Below are 17,427 nucleotides of genomic sequence, written 5' to 3'. Positions count from 1 at the left end.
AACACGATGAGACGACCCACCCTGGAGGCGGTCGCCGCCCGTGCCGGGGTCTCCCGGTCGACCGTCTCCCGGGTGGTGAACGGCCAGACCACGGTCACCGCCGACATCCGGGACCTGGTCATGCGCGCGGTGAACGAGCTCGGCTACGTCCCCAACGGGGCGGCGAGGAACCTGGTGACCCAGACGACCAACTCGGTCGCGCTGGTCGTCTCGGAGTCGCCGAACCGGGTGTTCTCCGACGACCCGATGTTCTCCACCGTCATCCGCTCGGCCAGCCTGGAGCTGGAGGCCGTCAACAAGCAGGTCGTGCTGCTGCTGGCCGGGTCGCCGGAGAGCCACGCCCGGGTGGAGCACTACATCGCCGGCGGCCACGTCGACGGCGTCATGCTGGTCTCCAGCCACGGCGCCGACCCGCTGCCGGTCGCGCTCACCCGGCTGCGGGTCCCGGTCGTCTCCTACGGCAGGCCCGCCGTGCCGGTCGCGATGCCGTACGTCGACAACGACAACGTCGAGGGAGCCGCCGCGGCCGTGCGGCACCTGCTGGAGCGGGGCAGGCGGCGCATCGCCACCATCGCCGGGCCGCTGGACATGATCGGCGGGCAGGACCGGCTGGCCGGATACCGCGAGGTGCTCCGCGACTCCGACCGCCGCTCGATCATCGCGGTCGGCGACTTCACCCGGGAGTCCGGGGCGGTCGCGATGCGGCAGCTGCTGGCCGACGACCCGGAGATCGACGCGGTCTTCGCCGCGAACGACCTGATGGCGATCGGCGCGATGCACGCGCTCCGCCAGGCGGGCCGGCGGATCCCCGAGGAGGTCGCCATCGTGGGCTACGACGACATAGAGGCCGCCCGCTACACCGACCCGCCGCTGACGACCATCCACACACCGCACGCCGAGCAGGCCGCGGCGATGGTCCGCCTGCTGCTCTCCCTCTTCGACGGCGGCCCCGCCGAGCCCATGATCGTGTCCACCGAGCTGGTGGTCCGGGCCTCCTCGTAACTCCCGGCCGGCGCTCAGGACCCGGTGGATCCCCGGACGACCAGCTCGGTGGGGAGCATCACCTGTGCCTTCTCCTCCAGGTCGAGGACCATGCGGGCGAGCCTGCGTCCCATCTCGACGGTCGGCTGCCTGACGGTGCTCAGCGGGGGCTCGGTGTAGGACGCGGCCGGGATGTCGTCGAAGCCGACCACCGCGACGTCGTCGGGAACCCGCCGGCCCGCCTGGCGCAGGGCCGGCAGCGCGCCCAGCGCCATCATGTCGTTGGCCACGAACACCGCGTCGATCTCCGGGTCGTCGGCCAGCAGCTGCCGCATCGCCGACGACCCCGACTCCCGGGTGAAGTCGCCGACCGCCACGATGGAGCGGCGGTCGGAGTCGCGCAGCACGGCGCGGTAGCCGTTGAGCCGGTCGATCCCGGCGATCATGTCCTGTGGTCCCGCGATGGTGGCGATGCGCCGCCTGCCCCGCTCCATCAGGTGCCGCACCGCGCGCTCGGCGCCTCCGGCGTTGTCCATGTCCACGTACGGCAGGCTGCTGGGCACGGTCGGCCGGCCGCTGCACACCACCGGCACCCCGCGCCTGGCGAGGATGCCCGGCAGCGGGTCGGTGCCGTGCATGGACGCGATGACCACGCCGTCCACGTGACCGTTGGTGGCGTAGCGCTCGACCCGCTGGTAGCCGCCCGCCATGCCGGTGAGCATCAGCACGAGCTGCTTGTCGGCCTCCTCGATCTCCATGCTGACCCCGCGGATGATCCCGGCGAAGGTGGGGTCGTCGGAGAAGACGCGGGTCGCCGGCTCGGGGAAGACGAGTGCTATGGAGTCGGCCCGCTGGGTGACCAGACTCCGCGCCGCCTGGTTGGGCACGTAGCCCAGCTCCTCCACGGCGCGGTTGACCGCGTCGCGGATCTGCGGTGCCACGCGCGTGGAGCCGTTGACCACGCGCGAGGCGGTCGCCCGGGACACGCCGGCCCGGGCGGCCACCTTCTCCAGGGTTGGACGGGCCCTCACAGCCCGTTCCGGCGTACGACCTCGCTGTACCACAGGGCGCTGTCCTTGGGGGTGCGTCGTTGCGTCGCGTAGTCGACGTGTACGACGCCGAACCGCTTGCGGTACCCTTCGGCCCACTCGAAGTTGTCCAGGAGTGACCAGACGAGGTAACCGCGCAGGTCGGCGCCGCCCTCGATGGCCGCGTGCGCCGCGCGCAGGTGCCCGTCGAGGTAGGAGAGACGGCCGGCGTCGTGCACCTCGCCGTCCTCGACGACGTCGTCGAAGGCGGCGCCGTTCTCGGTGATGATCAGTGGGGTGCCCGGATAGTCGCGCGACAGCCGCAGGAGCAGGTCGGTCAGGCCGAACGGCTGGACCGGCCATCCCATCGCGGTCCGCGGCGCGTCGGCTCCGCCGAAGGCGATGCCCTCGCTGCCCGGGTAGACCGGGTTGGCGGGCTCGCCGGTGCGGGCGGTCACGGTCTGCGGGTGGTAGTAGTTCACGCCCAGCAGGTCGATCGGCTCGCTGATGATCTCCAGGTCCCCGTCGTGGACGAAGGACCAGTCGGTGAAGCGGCGGGCCCGCTCGACGACGTCGGCGGGATACTCCCCGCGCAGCACCGGGTCCAGGAAGATCCGGTTCTGCAGGCCGTCGACGAGCTCGGCGGCCGGGGTGTCGTCACCGATCACCGGGGAGAGGTTGAGCGTGATGCCCACCGTGGCGGCGCCGGAGGCGCGCAGCGCCTGGACGGCCAGGCCGTGGCCGAGCAGCAGGTGGTGGGCGGCGGCGAAGCCCAGCGCGGGCTCGGCGAGACCGGGGGCGTGAATGCCCGACGCGTAGCCGAGGAAGGCCGAGCACCAGGGTTCGTTCAGGGTGGTCCACGTCTCGACCCGGTCGCCCAGCCTGCCGTGCGCGATCGCGGCGTAGTCGGCGAAGTGCGCCGCGGTCTCCCGGTTGGTCCAGCCGCCGCGGTCCTCCAGGGTCTGCGGCAGGTCCCAGTGGTAGAGCGTCACGATGGGGGTGATGCCGTTGCCGAGGAGCTCGTCGACGAGGCGGTCGTAGAAGTCCAGGCCGCGCGGGTTGGCCGGGCCGGATCCGTCGGGCTGCACGCGGGGCCAGGAGATGGAGAAGCGGTAGGAGTGCAGGCCGAGGTCGCGCATGATCGCGACGTCCTCGGGATAGCGGTGGTAGTGGTCGCATGCGACGTCACCCGTGTGGCCCGCGTGGACCTTGCCGGGGGTCCGGGAGAAGGTGTCCCAGATGGAGGGGCCCCTGCCGTCGTCCCGGGCGGCGCCCTCGATCTGGTAGGCCGCGGTGGCGGCGCCCCAGACGAAACCCTCGGGAAACCTCAGCACGCCGGAGTCCTGAAGGTCGTAGGACTTTTCGGCGGACATGGTCATGTCCTCACCGCCCCATTCTGTTCGGCTGTCACGTGAGAGCGCTCTCTGGAGCATCACGGTATCGCACCGATCGTGTCAAGAAAATTGAAACTGTAACCGTAATATCACAGTTCTTGACATCGCGTGGTGGGCAGACAATTCTTCCAGAGAGCGCTCTCACACTCCCCGGCAATTGTGTATATGGAGGAAGGTTCCATGTCGCTCCTCTCTCGGCCTCGGCGCACCGCTCTTGCGGCGGGCACCATAGGGCTGGCGTTGGTCGTCACCGCCTGTGGATCCTCGGACCCCGCGCCATCCGCGGGTGGCGGCGCCAGCGCCGCTCCCGAATGCGCTGCCTTCAGCCAGTACGGCAAACACGAGGGCAAGACCGTCAGCATCTACTCGCCGATCCGTGACACGGAGGCCGACCTCTTCGAGCAGGCGTGGAAGCCGTTCGCCGACTGCGTCGGAATGAAGATCACTTATGAGGGCACCGGCGAGTTCGAGGCCCAGATCCAGGTCCGCGCCGACGGTGGCAACCCCCCCGACATCGCCTTCTTCCCCCAGCCGGGCCTCCTGGAGCGCTTCGCCAAGGCAGGAAAGCTCAAGCCCGCCTCCGAGGAGGTCAAGAAGCTCACCGCCGAGGGCTGGTCGGAGGACTGGGCCAAGTACTCCACCGTCGACGGCGTCTTCTACGGCGCCCCGCTGGGCGCCAGCGTGAAGTCCTTCGTCTGGTACTCGCCGAAGATGTTCACCGAGAAGGGCTGGGCCGTCCCCAAGACCTGGGACGAGCTCATGACGCTCACCAACACGATCGCCGGCACCGGCGTCAAACCGTGGTGCGCGGGCATCGAGTCAGGTGACGCGACCGGCTGGCCGGCCACCGACTGGATCGAGGACCTCATGCTCAGGGAGGCCGGTCCCGAGGGTTACGACGACTGGGTGAGCCACAAGACCCCGTTCAACGACCCCAAGGTCACCGCGGCGGTCGACAAGGTCGGCGCGATCCTCAAGAACGAGAAGTTCGTCAACGGCGGCTACGGCCCGGTCAAGTCGATCGCCAGCACCGCCTTCCAGGAGGGCGGCGTCCCGATCACCGAGGGCAAGTGCGCCCTGCACCGCCAGGCGTCCTTCTACGCCAACTTCTGGCCCGAGGGCACCAAGGTCGCCGAGGACGGCGACGTGTTCGCCTTCTACCTGCCGGGCAACGACCCGGCCAAGAAGCCGGTGCTCGGCGCGGGCGAGTTCGTGGCGGCCTTCACCGACCGTCCCGAGGTCAAGGCCGTCCAGGCCTACCTCGCCGGCGCGGAGTTCCCCACCACCCGCATGAAGCTGGCGACCTACGTCACCGCGCGCAAGGGCGTCGACCCGGCCAACGCCCAGAACGCGATCGACAAGCTCTCCATGGAGATGCTCCAGGACCCGAGCACGGTCTTCCGCTTCGACGGCTCGGACCTGATGCCGGCCGCGGTCGGCGCGGGCACGTTCTGGAAGGGCATGACCGACTGGATCAACGGCAAGGACACCAAGACGGTCCTCGACTACATCGAAGCCTCCTGGCCCAAGTCCTGACCTATCCCGGTGGGTCCGGTCCCGCGTGACGCGGGACCGGACCGTCGCCCGCCCGGCCCGATCCTTCCGGGAGATCCTCCGATGGACTTCGACTTCGCCGCCGAACTGCCCAAAATCGTCCAGCTGCTGATCGGCGTCGCCGCCTTCCTCGTGGTGGTCGCGGTGATCCTGGTGCTGGTCGACCGTGCTCCGATGCGGCGGCGCGCGTGGCCCCACGCCACGATCCTTCTTCTGCCCGCCCTCCTGCTCCTCGCCATCGGCCTGGTCGTACCGGCCGTGCGGACCACCCTGCTGTCGTTCATGAGCGGTGACGGCAAGCTGTGGGTCGGCCTGGACAACTACGCCTGGATGTTCACCCAGCCCGAGGCGGTGACCGTCCTGCGCAACACCCTCGTCTGGGTGCTGCTCGTCCCGCTGCTGGTGACCGCGATCGGTCTGGTCTACGCCGTCCTGGTCGACCGCACCCGCTTCGAGTCGCTCGCCAAGTCGCTGGTCTTCCTGCCGATGGCGATCTCCTTCGTCGGCGCGGGCATCATCTGGCGCTTCGTCTACGCCTACCGCTCCGAGGAGCAGGACCAGATCGGCCTGCTCAACCAGATCACGGTCGCCTTCGGCGGCGAGCCGCAGCAGTGGCTCCAGGAGGCGCCGCTCAACACGCTGTTCCTGATCGTGGTCATGGTCTGGATCCAGGCGGGGTTCGCCACCGTGGTGCTCTCCGCCGCGATCAAGGGAATCCCCGCCGAGATCGTCGAGGCCGCCAAGCTGGACGGGGCGACCCCGCTGCAGATGTTCTTCCGGGTGACGCTGCCGTCCATCCGCTCGGCCGTGATCGTGGTGCTGGTCACGCAGTCGATCGGCACGCTCAAGCTGTTCGACATCGTCCGCACCATGACCGGCGGCCAGTTCGACACCAGCGTCATCGCCAACGAGATGTACAACCAGGCGTTCCGGTACGGCGAGACGGGCAAGGGCGCGGCCCTCGCGGTCTTCCTGTTCGTCCTGGTGACCCCGATCGTGATCTACCAGATCCGCCAGCGCAGAGAGGCCGTCAGGTGACCGGGCGAGCAAGCCTGCACGGCGCCGCGAGCACGCGGCGGGCGAAGGAGTCCACATGGCCACGTTGACCCAGACCGTGGTGCGGCCCGAGACGACGACCGCGCCGCAGCGCGTACGGCGGAGGCTGAGCGGCCGGGTCGCCAGTGTCGTCGCGATCGTCATCGCCGTCCTGTGGACCACCCCGACCTTCGGCCTGCTGCTGTCCTCGCTGCGCCCGGAGGACCAGATCAAGTCCAGCGGCTGGTGGACGTTCTTCTCCAGCCCGCAGATCACGCTGGAGAACTACCAGGAGGTCCTGTTCGGCACCTCCTCGTCCTCCGGCCAGATGATGAGCTTCCTGATCAACTCGATCGTCATCACGATCCCGTCGGTGCTCTTCCCGCTGGCCCTGGCCACCTTCGCCGCGTACGCGCTGGCCTGGCTGCCGTTCCGCGGGCGAGAGTGGATCTACATCGGCATCTTCGCGCTGCAGATCGTGCCGCTGCAGATGGCGCTCGTCCCGCTGCTGTCGTTCTTCTCCGAGGGCGTGTCCGTCTTCGGCCTGCAGCTGATGCCCGCCTGGGACCTGGAGGGACCGGCCCGGTTCGTTCAGGTCTGGTTCGCGCACACCTGCTTCGCGCTGCCGCTGGGCGTCTTCCTGCTGCACAACTTCATGTCCGAGCTTCCCGGCGAGCTGATGGAGGCGGCGAGGGTCGACGGGGCCAGTCACGGGAGGGTCCTGCGGACGATCGTCCTCCCGCTGGTCGGGCCCGCGCTCGCCACCTTCGCGATCTTCCAGTTCCTCTGGGTCTGGAACGACCTGCTGGTGGCCCTGATCTTCGCCGGGGGCACCCCGGAGAGCGCCCCGATGACGGTACGGCTGGCACAGATGGCCGGCACCAAGGGCAACGAGTGGCAACGCCTGACCTCCGGGGCGTTCGTCTCGCTGATCATCCCGCTGATCGTCTTCCTGTCGATGCAGCGCTACTTCGTCCGCGGCCTGCTGGCGGGCAGCGTCAAGGGCTGATCCGCGGCACCCCGCCGTTCCTCCGCCGCGACCCGGCGGGCACCCTCTCCGGGGCGCCCGCCGGGTTTTCCGTACGTGCCCGGGGAGTTTCCGGCACGTTGCCTCAGTTGCCTCAGTTGCCTCAGTTGCCTCAGGAGCCGGGCCGCTCCTTGGCGGCCGAGGCGGCGGGGCGGTCGGGAGAGACCGGCTGAGCGGGGATCCGGTGCTCGGCGGTGTCGGGCCGCGCGGGGACGGGGCGCTCCCCGGTGTCCGGCGAGGTGCCCGGTGAGGTGGCCGAAGCGGTGCTCGGCGAGGTGGCCTGCGACACGGGGGCCGGGTCGTCCGCGGTGGCGGGCCCGGCCGGGTCGTCCGCGTGCGAGGGAAGGTCGGAGGTGGCCGCTCGCGGGGCGAGGTCGGGGGTGACCGGCTGCGGGGGAAGGTCGGAGGTGACCGGGCGGCCGGAGATGTCGGGGGCGGTCGGCTGCGGGGGGACGTCGGTGGCGAGCGTCCGCGGGGGAGCGGGGTTGCTCGGCGTGGTGGTTCCCGCGGCGGCCGGGTCGTACAGGCCGGCGGACGGGGGAACCTCGACCACCACGGTGTCCGCCGGGCCGGGGGTGGACTCCAGGATGGCCCGCGCGTGGTCCATGTGCGAGGCCGCGACCAGCACGTCGTAGCGGCCGGCGACGATCGCGCTGCGCGAGGCGAAGTCCCGCTTGCCGCCGGTGAACATGTGGTTGATGAACCCGAACGCGGCGCCCATCACCGCGCCCCACAGGGCCGCCCAGAGCACGAGCACGAAGAACGACAGCGTGGTCGAGGTGAACAGGCCGAGGAACATCCCGACCACGGCGCCGAAGGCCGCGCCGCTCCCGGCCCCGGTGAGCGCGGCCCGCCCGTTGGTCATCCTGCCGGTGACGGTCTCCTCGAGTTTCAGGTCGCTGCCGACGATCGCCACGTTCTCGACGGGAAAGCCCGCGTCGGAGAGCCCGTCCACGGTTCGCTGCGCCGCGAGGTAGTTGTCGTAGCCTGCCAGGACCCTCCGGTCCACGACGACCTGCGTGTCCAGGCCGGTGGGCGTTCCATTCATGTCCGCTCGCCTTTCGGGGGTGGGAGATGGCTCGACGGGCCGACTACCCCGTGTCCGCAGGAGGATGCGCGTCCTCCGCCGGGATCTGGCCGCGGGGGCGGACCACGGGAACCACGGGGTGGCGGATCCTCGGGGACCGTGAGCAGCCGGACCCGGGAACCGCGGGCGGATCCGGGCACCGCGACAGGACAACCCCATAAATTGGGAAAGAAACCCGGACAATTTGGACATTGGTAAGGGCTTACCGTTAGGGTTCCTACAAGATGGCGCCAGTGCAGGCGGGAGACGGGGCACCGGTGTCAGGGTCACGAAGGAACCGGAAATGATCGTGCTCATCGTGGTGGTGGAGGTGGTTCTGGTGCTCGCGGCCTTCGCGGCGGTGTACAGGCTCACCCGCTACCGGAGCAGGCCGATGTGGCTGAAGGGCCGCATACCCGACACCCGCGCCGACCCCGATGACCAGGCGCCGCGGGCTCGCGGCAGGTGACCGGCGAGAGCGGGCGCCACGCGTACGGCGGCGCCGCGCTCTCACGGATGGATCGGCCGCGGGCGGCGGTACCGGGCCCCCGCACGGGAGGCGGCACCGCGCCCTCGCGGGTTGATCACCAGCTCTGGTGGAGCGGCATGCCCTCGGTGTAGCCGGACGAGCTCTGCACGCCGACCACCGCCCGCTCGTGGAACTCCTCCAGGGTGGAGGCGCCCGCGTAGGTGCACGAGGAGCGCAGGCCGGCCACGATGGCGTCGATCTGGTCCTCGACGCTGGGCATCGCCGGATCGAGATACATCCTGGAGGTGGAGATGCCCTCCTCGAACAAGGCCTTGCGCGCCCGGTCGAAGGGGGAGTCCTCGGCCGTGCGCAACCGCACCGCGCGGGCCGAGGCCATGCCGAAGTTCTCCTTGTACTTGCGCCCGTCGGCGGAGGTGCGGGTGTCGCCGGGCGACTCGTAGGTGCCCGCGAACCACGAGCCGATCATCACGTTGGACGCCCCCGCGGCCAGGGCCAGGGCCACGTCGCGGGGGTGGCGGACACCGCCGTCGGCCCACACGTGGCGGCCCAGCCTGCGGGCCTCGGCGGCGCACTCCAGCACGGCGGAGAACTGCGGGCGGCCCACGCCGGTCATCATCCGGGTGGTGCACATGGCGCCCGGGCCGACGCCGACCTTCAGGATGTCCGCCCCGGCCTCGACGAGATCCCGCACGCCCTCGGCGGTGACGACGTTGCCCGCCGCGACGGGCACGTCGGGGCCGAGGGCCCGGACCGCCCTCAGGGCACTGATCATCTTCTCCTGGTGGCCGTGGGCGGTGTCCACGACCAGGCAGTCCACCCCGGCGTCGAGGATCTCCTTGGCCTTGGCGGCCACGTCGCCGTTGACCCCGACGGCCGCCGCGACGCGGAGCCTGCCCGAGTCGTCGACGGCGGGCCGGTACAGGGTGGCGCGCAGCGCGCCCGTCCTGGTCAGGATGCCGACCAGCCTGCCCTCCGCGTCCACGACCGGGGCGAGCCGGTGGCGGCCCCCGTGGAGGCGGTCGAAGGCCTCGCGCGGGTCGAGCCCGGCGGGCAGTGTGAGCAGGTGGTCGGACATCACCTGGGAGAGCTGGGTGTACATGTCCACGCCGGAACAGTCGCTCTCGGTGACCACGCCGGCCGGGCGGTTGTCCCAGTCGACGATGATGATCGCGCCGTGGGCCCGCTTGGGCAGCAGGTTGAGCGCCTCGCCGACGGTGTCGTGCGGGGTGAGCGTCAGCGGGGTGTCGTGGACCAGGTCGCGCTTCTTGACCCAGTCGACGACGTCGGCGACCACGTCGATCGGGATGTCCTGCGGGATCACGGTGATCCCGCCCCGCCGCGCGACGGTCTCCGCCATCCGCCGTCCCGCCACCGCCGTCATGTTGGCGACCACGACGGGGATGGTGGTTCCGGTGCCGTCCCGGCTGGAGAGGTCGACGGCGAGCCGCGAGCCGACGGAGGAGAGCGACGGGACCATGAAAACGTCGCTGTAGGTCAGGTCGTAGGCCGGTGCCATCTCATTGAGAAATTTCACGTTGATCCACCTTATCCCGTGAATTGCCAAAGATGAGCGTTCCCCTTTTCCTCTTCTCCGAAGAGGACCGGCAGGTCGGGCCGGAGGCTAAGATCCGGTTTGCGCGAATAAGTGGATGGCCATGAGGAGGCATTGTGATCGTGGTTGATCGGCCCGAGATGCTCGTCGTAGGTCATGCCGTACGGACGTCGAACGCCGACGAGGCGGAGCCGGGCCGGGGGAGGCTCGGCGCGCTCTGGGCGCGGGCGGGATCCCCGGGGGCCTTCGCCCACGTGCCGGGACGGGTCGACGAGAACATCTACGCGGTGCTCACCGACTATGAGAGTGATCATCACGGTGCCTACACCCAGATCGTCGGTGTCGCCGTGCGCAGCGCCGCGGCGCTGCCCGAGGGCATGGTGGCGGTACGGGTGCCCGGGGTGCCGTCGTTGAAGATCGAGGCCCGCGGGCCGATGCCGGGCGTCCTGCTGGAGGCGTGGCAGCAGCTGTGGAAGCACACCGAGTCGGGAGGCACCCCGCCGAGGGCCTTCACCACCGACGTGGAGGTGCACCACCCGGGAGGCGCCGACATCTACGCGGCGGTGTTCCCCTCGATGGGCTGATCGTCCGCGGCGGGGCAGAGAGCCTCGCCGTGCCGGTCGTGCCCACCCTCGTCGTCGGGATCGTCCTCGTCGTCCGGTGGCGGGTCGGACATCTGCCAGCCCGCCATGAGCGCCGGCAGGATGAGGTGCGTCGTGATCACGGCGCTCATGAGCATGACGATCGCCGCCACCGGGACCTGGACGATCTTCTCGGCGTCGCGCGAGGCGAGCAGGAGAACCAGGCTGAGAACGACGAGGACCACCGTGGTTCCCCGGCGGGCGTCGGCCTGGATCTTCTGGCGCTCGCGGGACTGGCGTTCGTCGAGGTAGCGGTCGTGGAGGCCGACCACACCCCGGGTGGCCGTGACGAGCGCCGACCAGACCACGATGTAGATCGCCAGCGCGGTACCCATCAGGGCGAAGGTGGTCCACATGGCGACGTCGCTCGGCGCCAGGTACCAGCACACGATCGCGCTGATCCAGATCATCCCGGCGGATCCGGCACCGGCGCCGGCGAGGATCCGGCGGCGCCGGCGGGTGGCGTACCAGGAGCGCGGCGGCCAGTCGCGGTGGGCGGCCTCCAGCCGCTCGGGGGTGAGCTCACCCATCACTTCACCTCACTGCCCAGTCGGGGGAACGGCTTCAGGGAGAAGACGATCTCCAGCGGCACCTCAAAATACTCGGCGATACGCAGGGCGAGAAACAGGCTCGGGCTGTACTCGCCGCGTTCCAGATAGCCGATCGTCTGGTAGTGGACCCCCAGCGCGGCCGCCAGGTCCTTGCGTGAGACGCCGCGCTCGGCTCTCAGCACCGGGATCCGGTTGTACACGGCTTCCGCAGACATCCCAGCATTCTCCCAGCATTCATGACCCCTGCGCGGCGAGCTGCCGTTCGGCGAGCCGGGATCCGGACTCGCGCCGGGTGACCCGGCGGATCAGCTTCGGCGCCAGCAGCATCCCCGCGACCGCCCACACCGCGAGCGCGGCGGCCACCCAGGGCAGGCGCCAGCTCCCGCCGATCTCGACGGCCAGCACGGAGTCGGGCATGAACGCCGCGCGCAGGCCGAGTCCGTGCCAGTAGAGGGGGAACGCCTGTGAGATCCACTGGACGAACTCGGGCATGTACGTGACGGGGACCATGACCCCAGAGGTGATCATCAGGATCATCATCGGCAGCCCCAGCATCCCGGCCGCGGCCTTCGGCCCGGGGGCCAGGCAGCCGATCGCCGCCCCCAGCGGCACGACGGCGACCGTGCCCAGCACCGTCACCCAGACAAGGGTCGTCCAGTCGCGAGGGAGCGTGACCCCGCCCAGGGCGACGCCCGTGCCCACGATCAGCACGCTCTGCACGACGATCTGGCACATGATGGTCACCCCCCGCCCGGCGAGGTAGGCGAGGATCCCGCCGGGGACGGTCCGCAGCCGCAGGAGCGTTCCCTCCTCGCGGTCGGCGGCGATCGCCATCGGAAGGGTCATCAGCCCGTTGGAGAAGACGGTGAAGGCCAGGAAACCGATCATCATGAACGTGCCCTGGGAGGCGTCCGTCCCCTTCACCGGGCCGCCGCCGATGAAGAGCATCAGCAGGGCGAAGGTCCCCACCGTGCCGATCAACGTGGTGATCAGCTCCTTGCGGTCCTTGATCAGGTGCAGGTGCTCGGTCCAGCCTCGTCGCAGGCCGATCCGGAGTGCTCTGACGTTCATGCCGCCCTCCCGATGAGGCTCAGGTAGTTCTCCTCCAGCGACGGACGCCGGATCTCCAGGCCGGGCACCGGGCCGTCGAACCTCCGGTGCAGTTCCCACGCGGCCTGGGACGGGTCCTCGGTGGTCAGGACCCGCTCCCGGCCGTCCTCCGTCCAGCGCACGTGCGACTGGGCCCGTACGGCCCGCGCCAGCTCGGACGGGGTCCCGCACACGGCGATCTCCCCGCCGACCAGGATCGCGGTCCGGTGCGCCAGTTTCTCCGCCTCGGCGAGGTCGTGCGTGGTCAGCAGCACCGTGATGCCCTCGTCGGCGGCCAGTTTCCTGATCAGCAGGTGGAACTCCCTGCGCGCCTCCGGGTCGAACCCGGTCGTCGGCTCGTCGAGGAACAGCAGCCGGGGGCGGCCCACGATGCCCAGGGCGACGTCCAGCCGGCGGCGCTGGCCGCCCGACAGGCGGCTCACCCGCTGCCCGGCCTGCGCGGTCAGGCCGAGCGCGCCCAGCAGCTCGTCCGGGTCGCGAGGGTCGTCGTAGAACTCGCCGAGGTGGGCCAGAAGGTCCCTGGCGCTCCAGCGGGGGTGGTCGCGCCAGCTCTGCAGCACGATCCCCAGCTTGGCCCGCCAGGCGTCGGTGCCGCGCGCGGGGTCCGTCCCCAGCACGCTCACCTCGCCGGACGACCTGTTCCTGAAGCCCTCCAGGATCTCGACAGTGGTGGTCTTGCCCGCTCCGTTGGGGCCGAGCAGCGTGAAGATCTCCCCGTGTTCGATCTCAAGGTCGACCCCTCGCAACACCTCGGCCGCGCCGTAGGCCATCCGCAGCCCGCGAACGCTTATCGCAGTACTCATGCGAACGAATGTAGTAGACCTACTACATAAGAATCAACACCTACAACGAACGGAGGTACGGCTACGGCGGGCGTATCCCTCGTGAGCAGGCCGGTTGGCGCGGAGGAGCCGAGCGGGCCGGAGGAGCCGAACGGCCGGAGAGCGCCGGAGGAAGCCAAAGCGGCGAAAGACCATAGGGCCGGAGAGGCCGATCAGGTTCAGGAGATCGGGCACAGAAGATCGGGGCCGGGAGATCGGGGCCGGGAGATCGGGCCCGGAAAAGGGCCGGGCCGCCCGGGGTGGGGCCCCGGGCCGCCGGGGCTCAGCCCTCCTGCCTCCACAGGGGCTCGGGAACCTCGAAGCCGACGTCCTGGCCCCACCGGTTGCGGTAGCTCACCTCGTGCGCCGGGCGGCGGGGCGCGACGCCCCAGCGGCCGGTGGGATAGCCGAAGGTGACCGTGCAGGCCAGGGTCCAGCCCTTGCCCTCGGGCACGCCGAGCACCCGCAGCGTCTCCTCGGCGTGGAAGATGCCGAGCACGCTGGTCAGCGCGCTGCCCACCCCGTGGGCGCGGGCGGCCAGCTGCGCGCTCCACACCGAGGGGAAGATCGAGCCACCGGACGGGTCGTTGCGGACGAACGCGAACAGCAGCAGCGGGTAGCCCTCGAAGTGGTCGGCCAGGTGTTTGGCCGACTTCAGGACGTTGAGCGTCCGCGTGTCGCCCTCGGCCTCGGCCTTCTCGCGCATCGGCCGGTAGTGGCCCTCGAAGAGCCGCCCGAGCGCGTCCCGGTAGAGGGGACCGAGCCGCTCCTTCACCGCGAGGTCGTCGACCAGCAGGAAGCGCCAGCTCTGCACGTTGCCGCCGCTGGGCGCGCGGACCGCGGCGTCCAGGATGCTCCGCTGGACCTCCTCGGGGATCGGGTCCGGCTTGACCCTGCGCATCGCCCTGGTCGTGTAGAGGGCCTCGAAAACGTCCATTCCCGCCGGCCCGCCCGCTGTCCCGGCGCCTTCGGCGCCCGCCGGTCCGTCCTCGGTCCTCATGTCCCGCGTTCCCTCCATGCCTGCCGTGCCTGCCGTGCCTGCCATGCCTTTTATGTCCTCCGTCACCCTCGTGCTCGCGGTATCGTCGCCCGCGGCCCCCTGCCCGCCTCGCCGCCCGCCTCGCCGCCCGCCTCGCCGTCCGTCAGGCCAGCACCCCGGCCTCGCGCAGCCGCGTCGCGGTCTCGTCGGGCAGCCCCCAGGAGGACAGGTCCGCCAGCCGGGTGGCGGGGGAGAGGTCCTGCTCGGGCACGCCGAGCAGGCGCGGCGCGGGCACGGGCTGCCTGACCCCGCCCACCTCGACGAACACGCCCCTGGCCTTGTTGTGCGGGTGGTCCGCGGCCTCGCCCCCCTCCATCACGGGGGAGACGCAGGCGTCCGTGCCGTCGAACACCGCCTCCCACTCGGCGCGGGTCCTGGACCTGAACGCCTCGGCCAGCCGCTCGCGCAGCGCGGGCCACTGCGACCTGTCGTCGCGGTCGGGCAGGTCCTCCAGGCCCATCAGGGTGGTCATCTCAGCCCAGAACTGCGGTTCCAGCGCCCCGACGGCCATGTACCGGCCGTCGGCGGTCTCGTAGGTGTCGTACATCGGCGCACCGGTGTCGAGCAGGTTCGTGCCGCGCGGGCCCCAGCCGCCGGTCTGCACGCCGTGGTGGAACATCGCGAACAGCGTCGCCGCGCCGTCCACCATGGCGGCGTCGATCACCCGGCCCTCGCCGGTCCGCTCCCGCTCGATCAGCGCCAGCAGCACGCCGTACGCGAGCATGAGGCCGCCCCCGGCGAAGTCACCGAGGATGTTGATCGGCGGGGTGGGGGGCTCGCCCGCGCGGCCCAGCATCGACAGCACGCCGGAGACGGCGATGTAGTCGATGTCGTGCCCGGCGGTCGTCGCGAGCGGCCCGTCCTGGCCCCAGCCGGTCATCCGCCCGTAGATCAGGCGCGGGTTGACCGCGTGCAGGTCGGCCGGGCCGATGCCGAGGCGTTCGGCGACGCCCGGCCGGAAGACCTCGACGACCACGTCGGCGCGGCGGGCCAGCTCCTTGAACGCGGCCACCCCCTCGGGGGACTTCAGGTCCAGGCCGACCGTCCGCTTGCCGCGGTCCATCACGTCGGGGCGCGGCCTGTCCCCGGTCCTGGCGACGACGCTCGCGCGCTCGACGCGCAGCACCTCGGCCCCGTGGTCGGCCAGCATCATCCCGGCGAAGGGCCCGGGGGCCAGCCCCGCCAGTTCGAGCACGCGGACTCCGGCCAGCGGGCCCTTCCTGGTCACGTGCTCCATCGACATTCTCCTCGGGTGCGTTCCGGGTCTCGTCGGGTACGGCGTACCCCGGCGACCGCCTGGTCGCGAGCACCGCCGCCCTCCCGCCCAAGTAGAACAACATTCGGCTTTCAATGGCAAGACACATCGCGAGGAGTCGCATGGTGCCCGCGCACGTATGGGAAACTTGCGCCCTCTCCGAATGGGACCTAGGGGTTTTGCGATGACATATCCGCACAGTGAACGGGTGGTCGCTGGGCGCTATCGGCTGCTGCGGGAACTCGGCAGGGGCGGGATGGGCGTCGTGTGGGAGGGCTACGACATCCTCCTCAACCGCTCGGTCGCCGTGAAGGAAGTGCTCCTACCGCCCAACCTCTCCCCGGCCGAGCACCAGGTCCAGCTGACCCGTACCTCCCGCGAGGCCAGGACGGCGGCCAGGCTCAACCACAGCGGCATCGTGGCGATCTACGACGTGGCGGAGCAGGACGGCCGCCCCTGGATCGTGATGGAGCTGGTCAGGGCCCGCGGGCTGGACGAGGTCGGCCTGCTGCCGGTGCGCCGGGTCGCCGACATCGGCCGCCAGGTCCTGTCGGCCCTGCGCGCGGCCCACGAGGCCGGGATCCTGCACCGCGACGTCAAGCCGAGCAACATCCTGCTGGACGCCGAGGGCCGCGCCGTGCTCTCCGACTTCGGCATCGCCGTCATCGAGGGCGACACCTCGCTCACCCAGACCGGCATGGTGACGGGCTCGCCGAGCTTCCTGCCGCCCGAGCGCGCCACCGGGGTCGACGCCGGCCCCTGGTCCGACCTGTGGGCACTCGGCGCCACCCTCTACGCGGCCCTGGTCGGCCACGGGCCCTTCGAGCGCCGCGACGCCATCTCCACCCTCGGCGCGCTCCTCACCGAGGAGCCCGACTTCGGCGTGCTGCCCCAGGAGATGCGAGCGGTGCTCACCGGCATGCTCCAGCGGGAACCGGCCCACCGGCTGACCGCGCAGCAGGCCGACGCCATGCTGGCGGAGGTCATCAACGACCCGTCGGCCGCGGCCCGCCGTACCGGGGAGACCGCCGTCCGCCAGGGACGAGGGACCGGGGGCCACCGCACGGGAGGGGCCCCGAGCCGTACCGAGGAGAACTTCAGCCGCATCGGTAAGACCTCCCACCGCACCGGGGAGCGGGAAAGGCACGACACCAGGAGCTCGGCCGTGCCCGGCCGCCGCGGGCGAGGACGGCTCCCGCTGATCGTGGGAGCCGTGGTGCTCCTGGCGGCAGGGGGCGCCGCGGCGGCCGTGGCGATGTCGCAGCCCGAGCAGCGGCCGGTGGCGCGCTCCGCGCCCACCGCCGCGGAGACCGCGCCGGAGCCGGCGGAGGAGACCGAGTCGGCGACCCCCACCCCCACCCCGACCCCCACCCCCAAGCCCACCAGGACCAGGACGGCGGCGCCCGCCGGAGGGCTGAAGACGTGGCGGGCCCGCCCCCCGGAGAACTGGTCGATCAGCTACCCGGCCGGATGGAACGGCGACTGGGCGGCCGAGACGGGCTACACCCAGTGGCTGCGCCGCGACGGGGCCGCCCACATGTCGGTGGAGCCGCTGGAGGGAAGTACCGAGGGCCTGGATTCGCTCCTGGAGACCGTCAAGGAGAACGTGGCGCAGTGGAGTGAGATCGACTTCGAGGACACGGCCAAGATCCCTCTCGCCTACGGCGCCGGGCTCCAGTGGGAGTTCACCTGGACCATGAAGGACAGCGGGGGAGCCCCCTGGGCCGAGGCCGGGGTGACCTACCACGAGGTGCGGCGGTTCGTCGAGGTGGGCGACTCGGTCATGGTGCTCAGCTGGACCACTCACGACGCCGACTGGGTGGCCCAGAAGGCCCTCATGACCCGTGTGTTCGACAGTTTCCACCCCCGCGGAGGCGAGTGAC

The 17,427-nt window shown here is 70.9% G+C and carries 17 protein-coding genes; 7 read left to right on the top strand and 10 right to left on the bottom strand.

Annotated elements, in window-relative coordinates; translation table 11 throughout:
• Positions 1–6 precede the first annotated feature (6 nt).
• On the top strand, positions 7–1,002 hold the full coding sequence (locus AB0F88_RS14065; protein WP_362682208.1) for a LacI family DNA-binding transcriptional regulator: 996 nt from the start codon (positions 7–9) through the stop codon (positions 1,000–1,002).
• 14 nt (positions 1,003–1,016) lie between these two features.
• Here AB0F88_RS14065 and AB0F88_RS14060 read toward each other — a convergent pair whose 3' ends face one another.
• Entirely contained in the window at positions 1,017–2,012 is a 996-nt protein-coding gene (locus tag AB0F88_RS14060; protein ID WP_362682205.1) for a LacI family DNA-binding transcriptional regulator, read from the bottom strand.
• The gene (locus AB0F88_RS14055) at positions 2,009–3,388 is read right to left on the bottom strand and encodes a GH1 family beta-glucosidase (RefSeq protein WP_362682202.1); all 1,380 of its coding nucleotides are present in this window, start codon (positions 3,386–3,388) and stop codon (positions 2,009–2,011) included. The genes AB0F88_RS14060 and AB0F88_RS14055 overlap by 4 nt, the downstream gene beginning before the upstream one ends.
• Positions 3,389–3,583: 195 nt before the next feature.
• Between AB0F88_RS14055 and AB0F88_RS14050 the strand changes: the two genes are divergently transcribed.
• The 3 genes from AB0F88_RS14050 (at position 3,584) to AB0F88_RS14040 (ending at position 7,001) form a co-directional block, all read left to right on the top strand.
• Positions 3,584–4,939, top strand: coding sequence for an ABC transporter substrate-binding protein (locus AB0F88_RS14050; protein WP_362682199.1), 1,356 nt, complete (start codon positions 3,584–3,586; stop codon positions 4,937–4,939).
• Positions 4,940–5,020: 81 nt separating this feature from the next.
• Positions 5,021–5,995, top strand: coding sequence for a sugar ABC transporter permease (locus tag AB0F88_RS14045; protein ID WP_362682196.1), 975 nt, complete (start codon positions 5,021–5,023; stop codon positions 5,993–5,995).
• 55 nt (positions 5,996–6,050) lie between these two features.
• Complete coding sequence (locus AB0F88_RS14040) at positions 6,051–7,001, top strand: carbohydrate ABC transporter permease (protein WP_362682193.1); 951 nt, start codon at positions 6,051–6,053, stop codon at positions 6,999–7,001.
• Between the two features lie 130 nt (positions 7,002–7,131).
• Here AB0F88_RS14040 and AB0F88_RS14035 read toward each other — a convergent pair whose 3' ends face one another.
• Positions 7,132–8,067 (bottom strand): general stress protein, encoded by a 936-nt coding sequence (locus AB0F88_RS14035; protein WP_362682190.1) that lies wholly within the window; start codon positions 8,065–8,067, stop codon positions 7,132–7,134.
• Positions 8,068–8,389: 322 nt separating this feature from the next.
• Between AB0F88_RS14035 and AB0F88_RS14030 the strand changes: the two genes are divergently transcribed.
• Positions 8,390–8,554: a hypothetical protein gene (locus tag AB0F88_RS14030; protein WP_362682187.1), complete on the top strand. Its 165-nt coding sequence runs from the start codon at positions 8,390–8,392 to the stop codon at positions 8,552–8,554.
• Positions 8,555–8,669: 115 nt separating this feature from the next.
• Here the strand turns inward: AB0F88_RS14030 and AB0F88_RS14025 are convergent, their stop codons facing one another.
• Positions 8,670–10,109 carry a GuaB1 family IMP dehydrogenase-related protein gene (locus AB0F88_RS14025; protein ID WP_362682184.1) on the bottom strand — a complete coding sequence of 480 codons (1,440 nt, stop codon included), beginning with the start codon at positions 10,107–10,109 and terminating at the stop codon, positions 8,670–8,672.
• Positions 10,110–10,243: 134 nt separating this feature from the next.
• On the opposite strand from AB0F88_RS14025, the gene AB0F88_RS14020 reads away from it, so the two are divergent.
• Positions 10,244–10,711, top strand: coding sequence for a GyrI-like domain-containing protein (locus AB0F88_RS14020; RefSeq protein ID WP_362682181.1), 468 nt, complete (start codon positions 10,244–10,246; stop codon positions 10,709–10,711).
• Here AB0F88_RS14020 and AB0F88_RS14015 read toward each other — a convergent pair.
• The 6 genes from AB0F88_RS14015 to AB0F88_RS13990 form a co-directional block, all read right to left on the bottom strand.
• Complete coding sequence (locus AB0F88_RS14015; protein ID WP_362682178.1) at positions 10,681–11,298, bottom strand: hypothetical protein; 618 nt, start codon at positions 11,296–11,298, stop codon at positions 10,681–10,683. The genes AB0F88_RS14020 and AB0F88_RS14015 overlap by 31 nt on opposite strands.
• The gene (locus tag AB0F88_RS14010) at positions 11,298–11,534 is read right to left on the bottom strand and encodes a helix-turn-helix transcriptional regulator (protein ID WP_362682176.1); all 237 of its coding nucleotides are present in this window, start codon (positions 11,532–11,534) and stop codon (positions 11,298–11,300) included. The genes AB0F88_RS14015 and AB0F88_RS14010 overlap by 1 nt, the downstream gene beginning before the upstream one ends.
• A 19-nt stretch (positions 11,535–11,553) precedes the next feature.
• Positions 11,554–12,390: an ABC transporter permease gene (locus tag AB0F88_RS14005; protein ID WP_362682173.1), complete on the bottom strand. Its 837-nt coding sequence runs from the start codon at positions 12,388–12,390 to the stop codon at positions 11,554–11,556.
• Complete coding sequence (locus AB0F88_RS14000; protein WP_362682170.1) at positions 12,387–13,232, bottom strand: ABC transporter ATP-binding protein; 846 nt, start codon at positions 13,230–13,232, stop codon at positions 12,387–12,389. The genes AB0F88_RS14005 and AB0F88_RS14000 overlap by 4 nt, the downstream gene beginning before the upstream one ends.
• A 301-nt stretch (positions 13,233–13,533) precedes the next feature.
• Positions 13,534–14,250, bottom strand: a complete 717-nt coding sequence (locus AB0F88_RS13995; protein ID WP_362682167.1) for a nitroreductase family protein — start codon at positions 14,248–14,250, stop codon at positions 13,534–13,536.
• A 142-nt stretch (positions 14,251–14,392) separates the two neighbouring features.
• Complete coding sequence (locus AB0F88_RS13990) at positions 14,393–15,526, bottom strand: CaiB/BaiF CoA-transferase family protein (protein WP_362682164.1); 1,134 nt, start codon at positions 15,524–15,526, stop codon at positions 14,393–14,395.
• 202 nt (positions 15,527–15,728) lie between these two features.
• Here AB0F88_RS13990 and AB0F88_RS13985 point away from each other — a divergent pair, with 202 nt between their 5' ends.
• The gene (locus tag AB0F88_RS13985; RefSeq protein WP_362682161.1) at positions 15,729–17,426 is read left to right on the top strand and encodes a serine/threonine-protein kinase; all 1,698 of its coding nucleotides are present in this window, start codon (positions 15,729–15,731) and stop codon (positions 17,424–17,426) included.
• Position 17,427 lies beyond the last annotated feature (1 nt).

The organism is Streptosporangium sp. NPDC023963, from assembly GCF_040639135.1.
Lineage (GTDB): Bacteria > Actinomycetota > Actinomycetes > Streptosporangiales > Streptosporangiaceae > Streptosporangium.
Note: the sequence above shows the minus strand (reverse complement) of the source record. Positions and strands in the feature narration are given on the sequence as shown.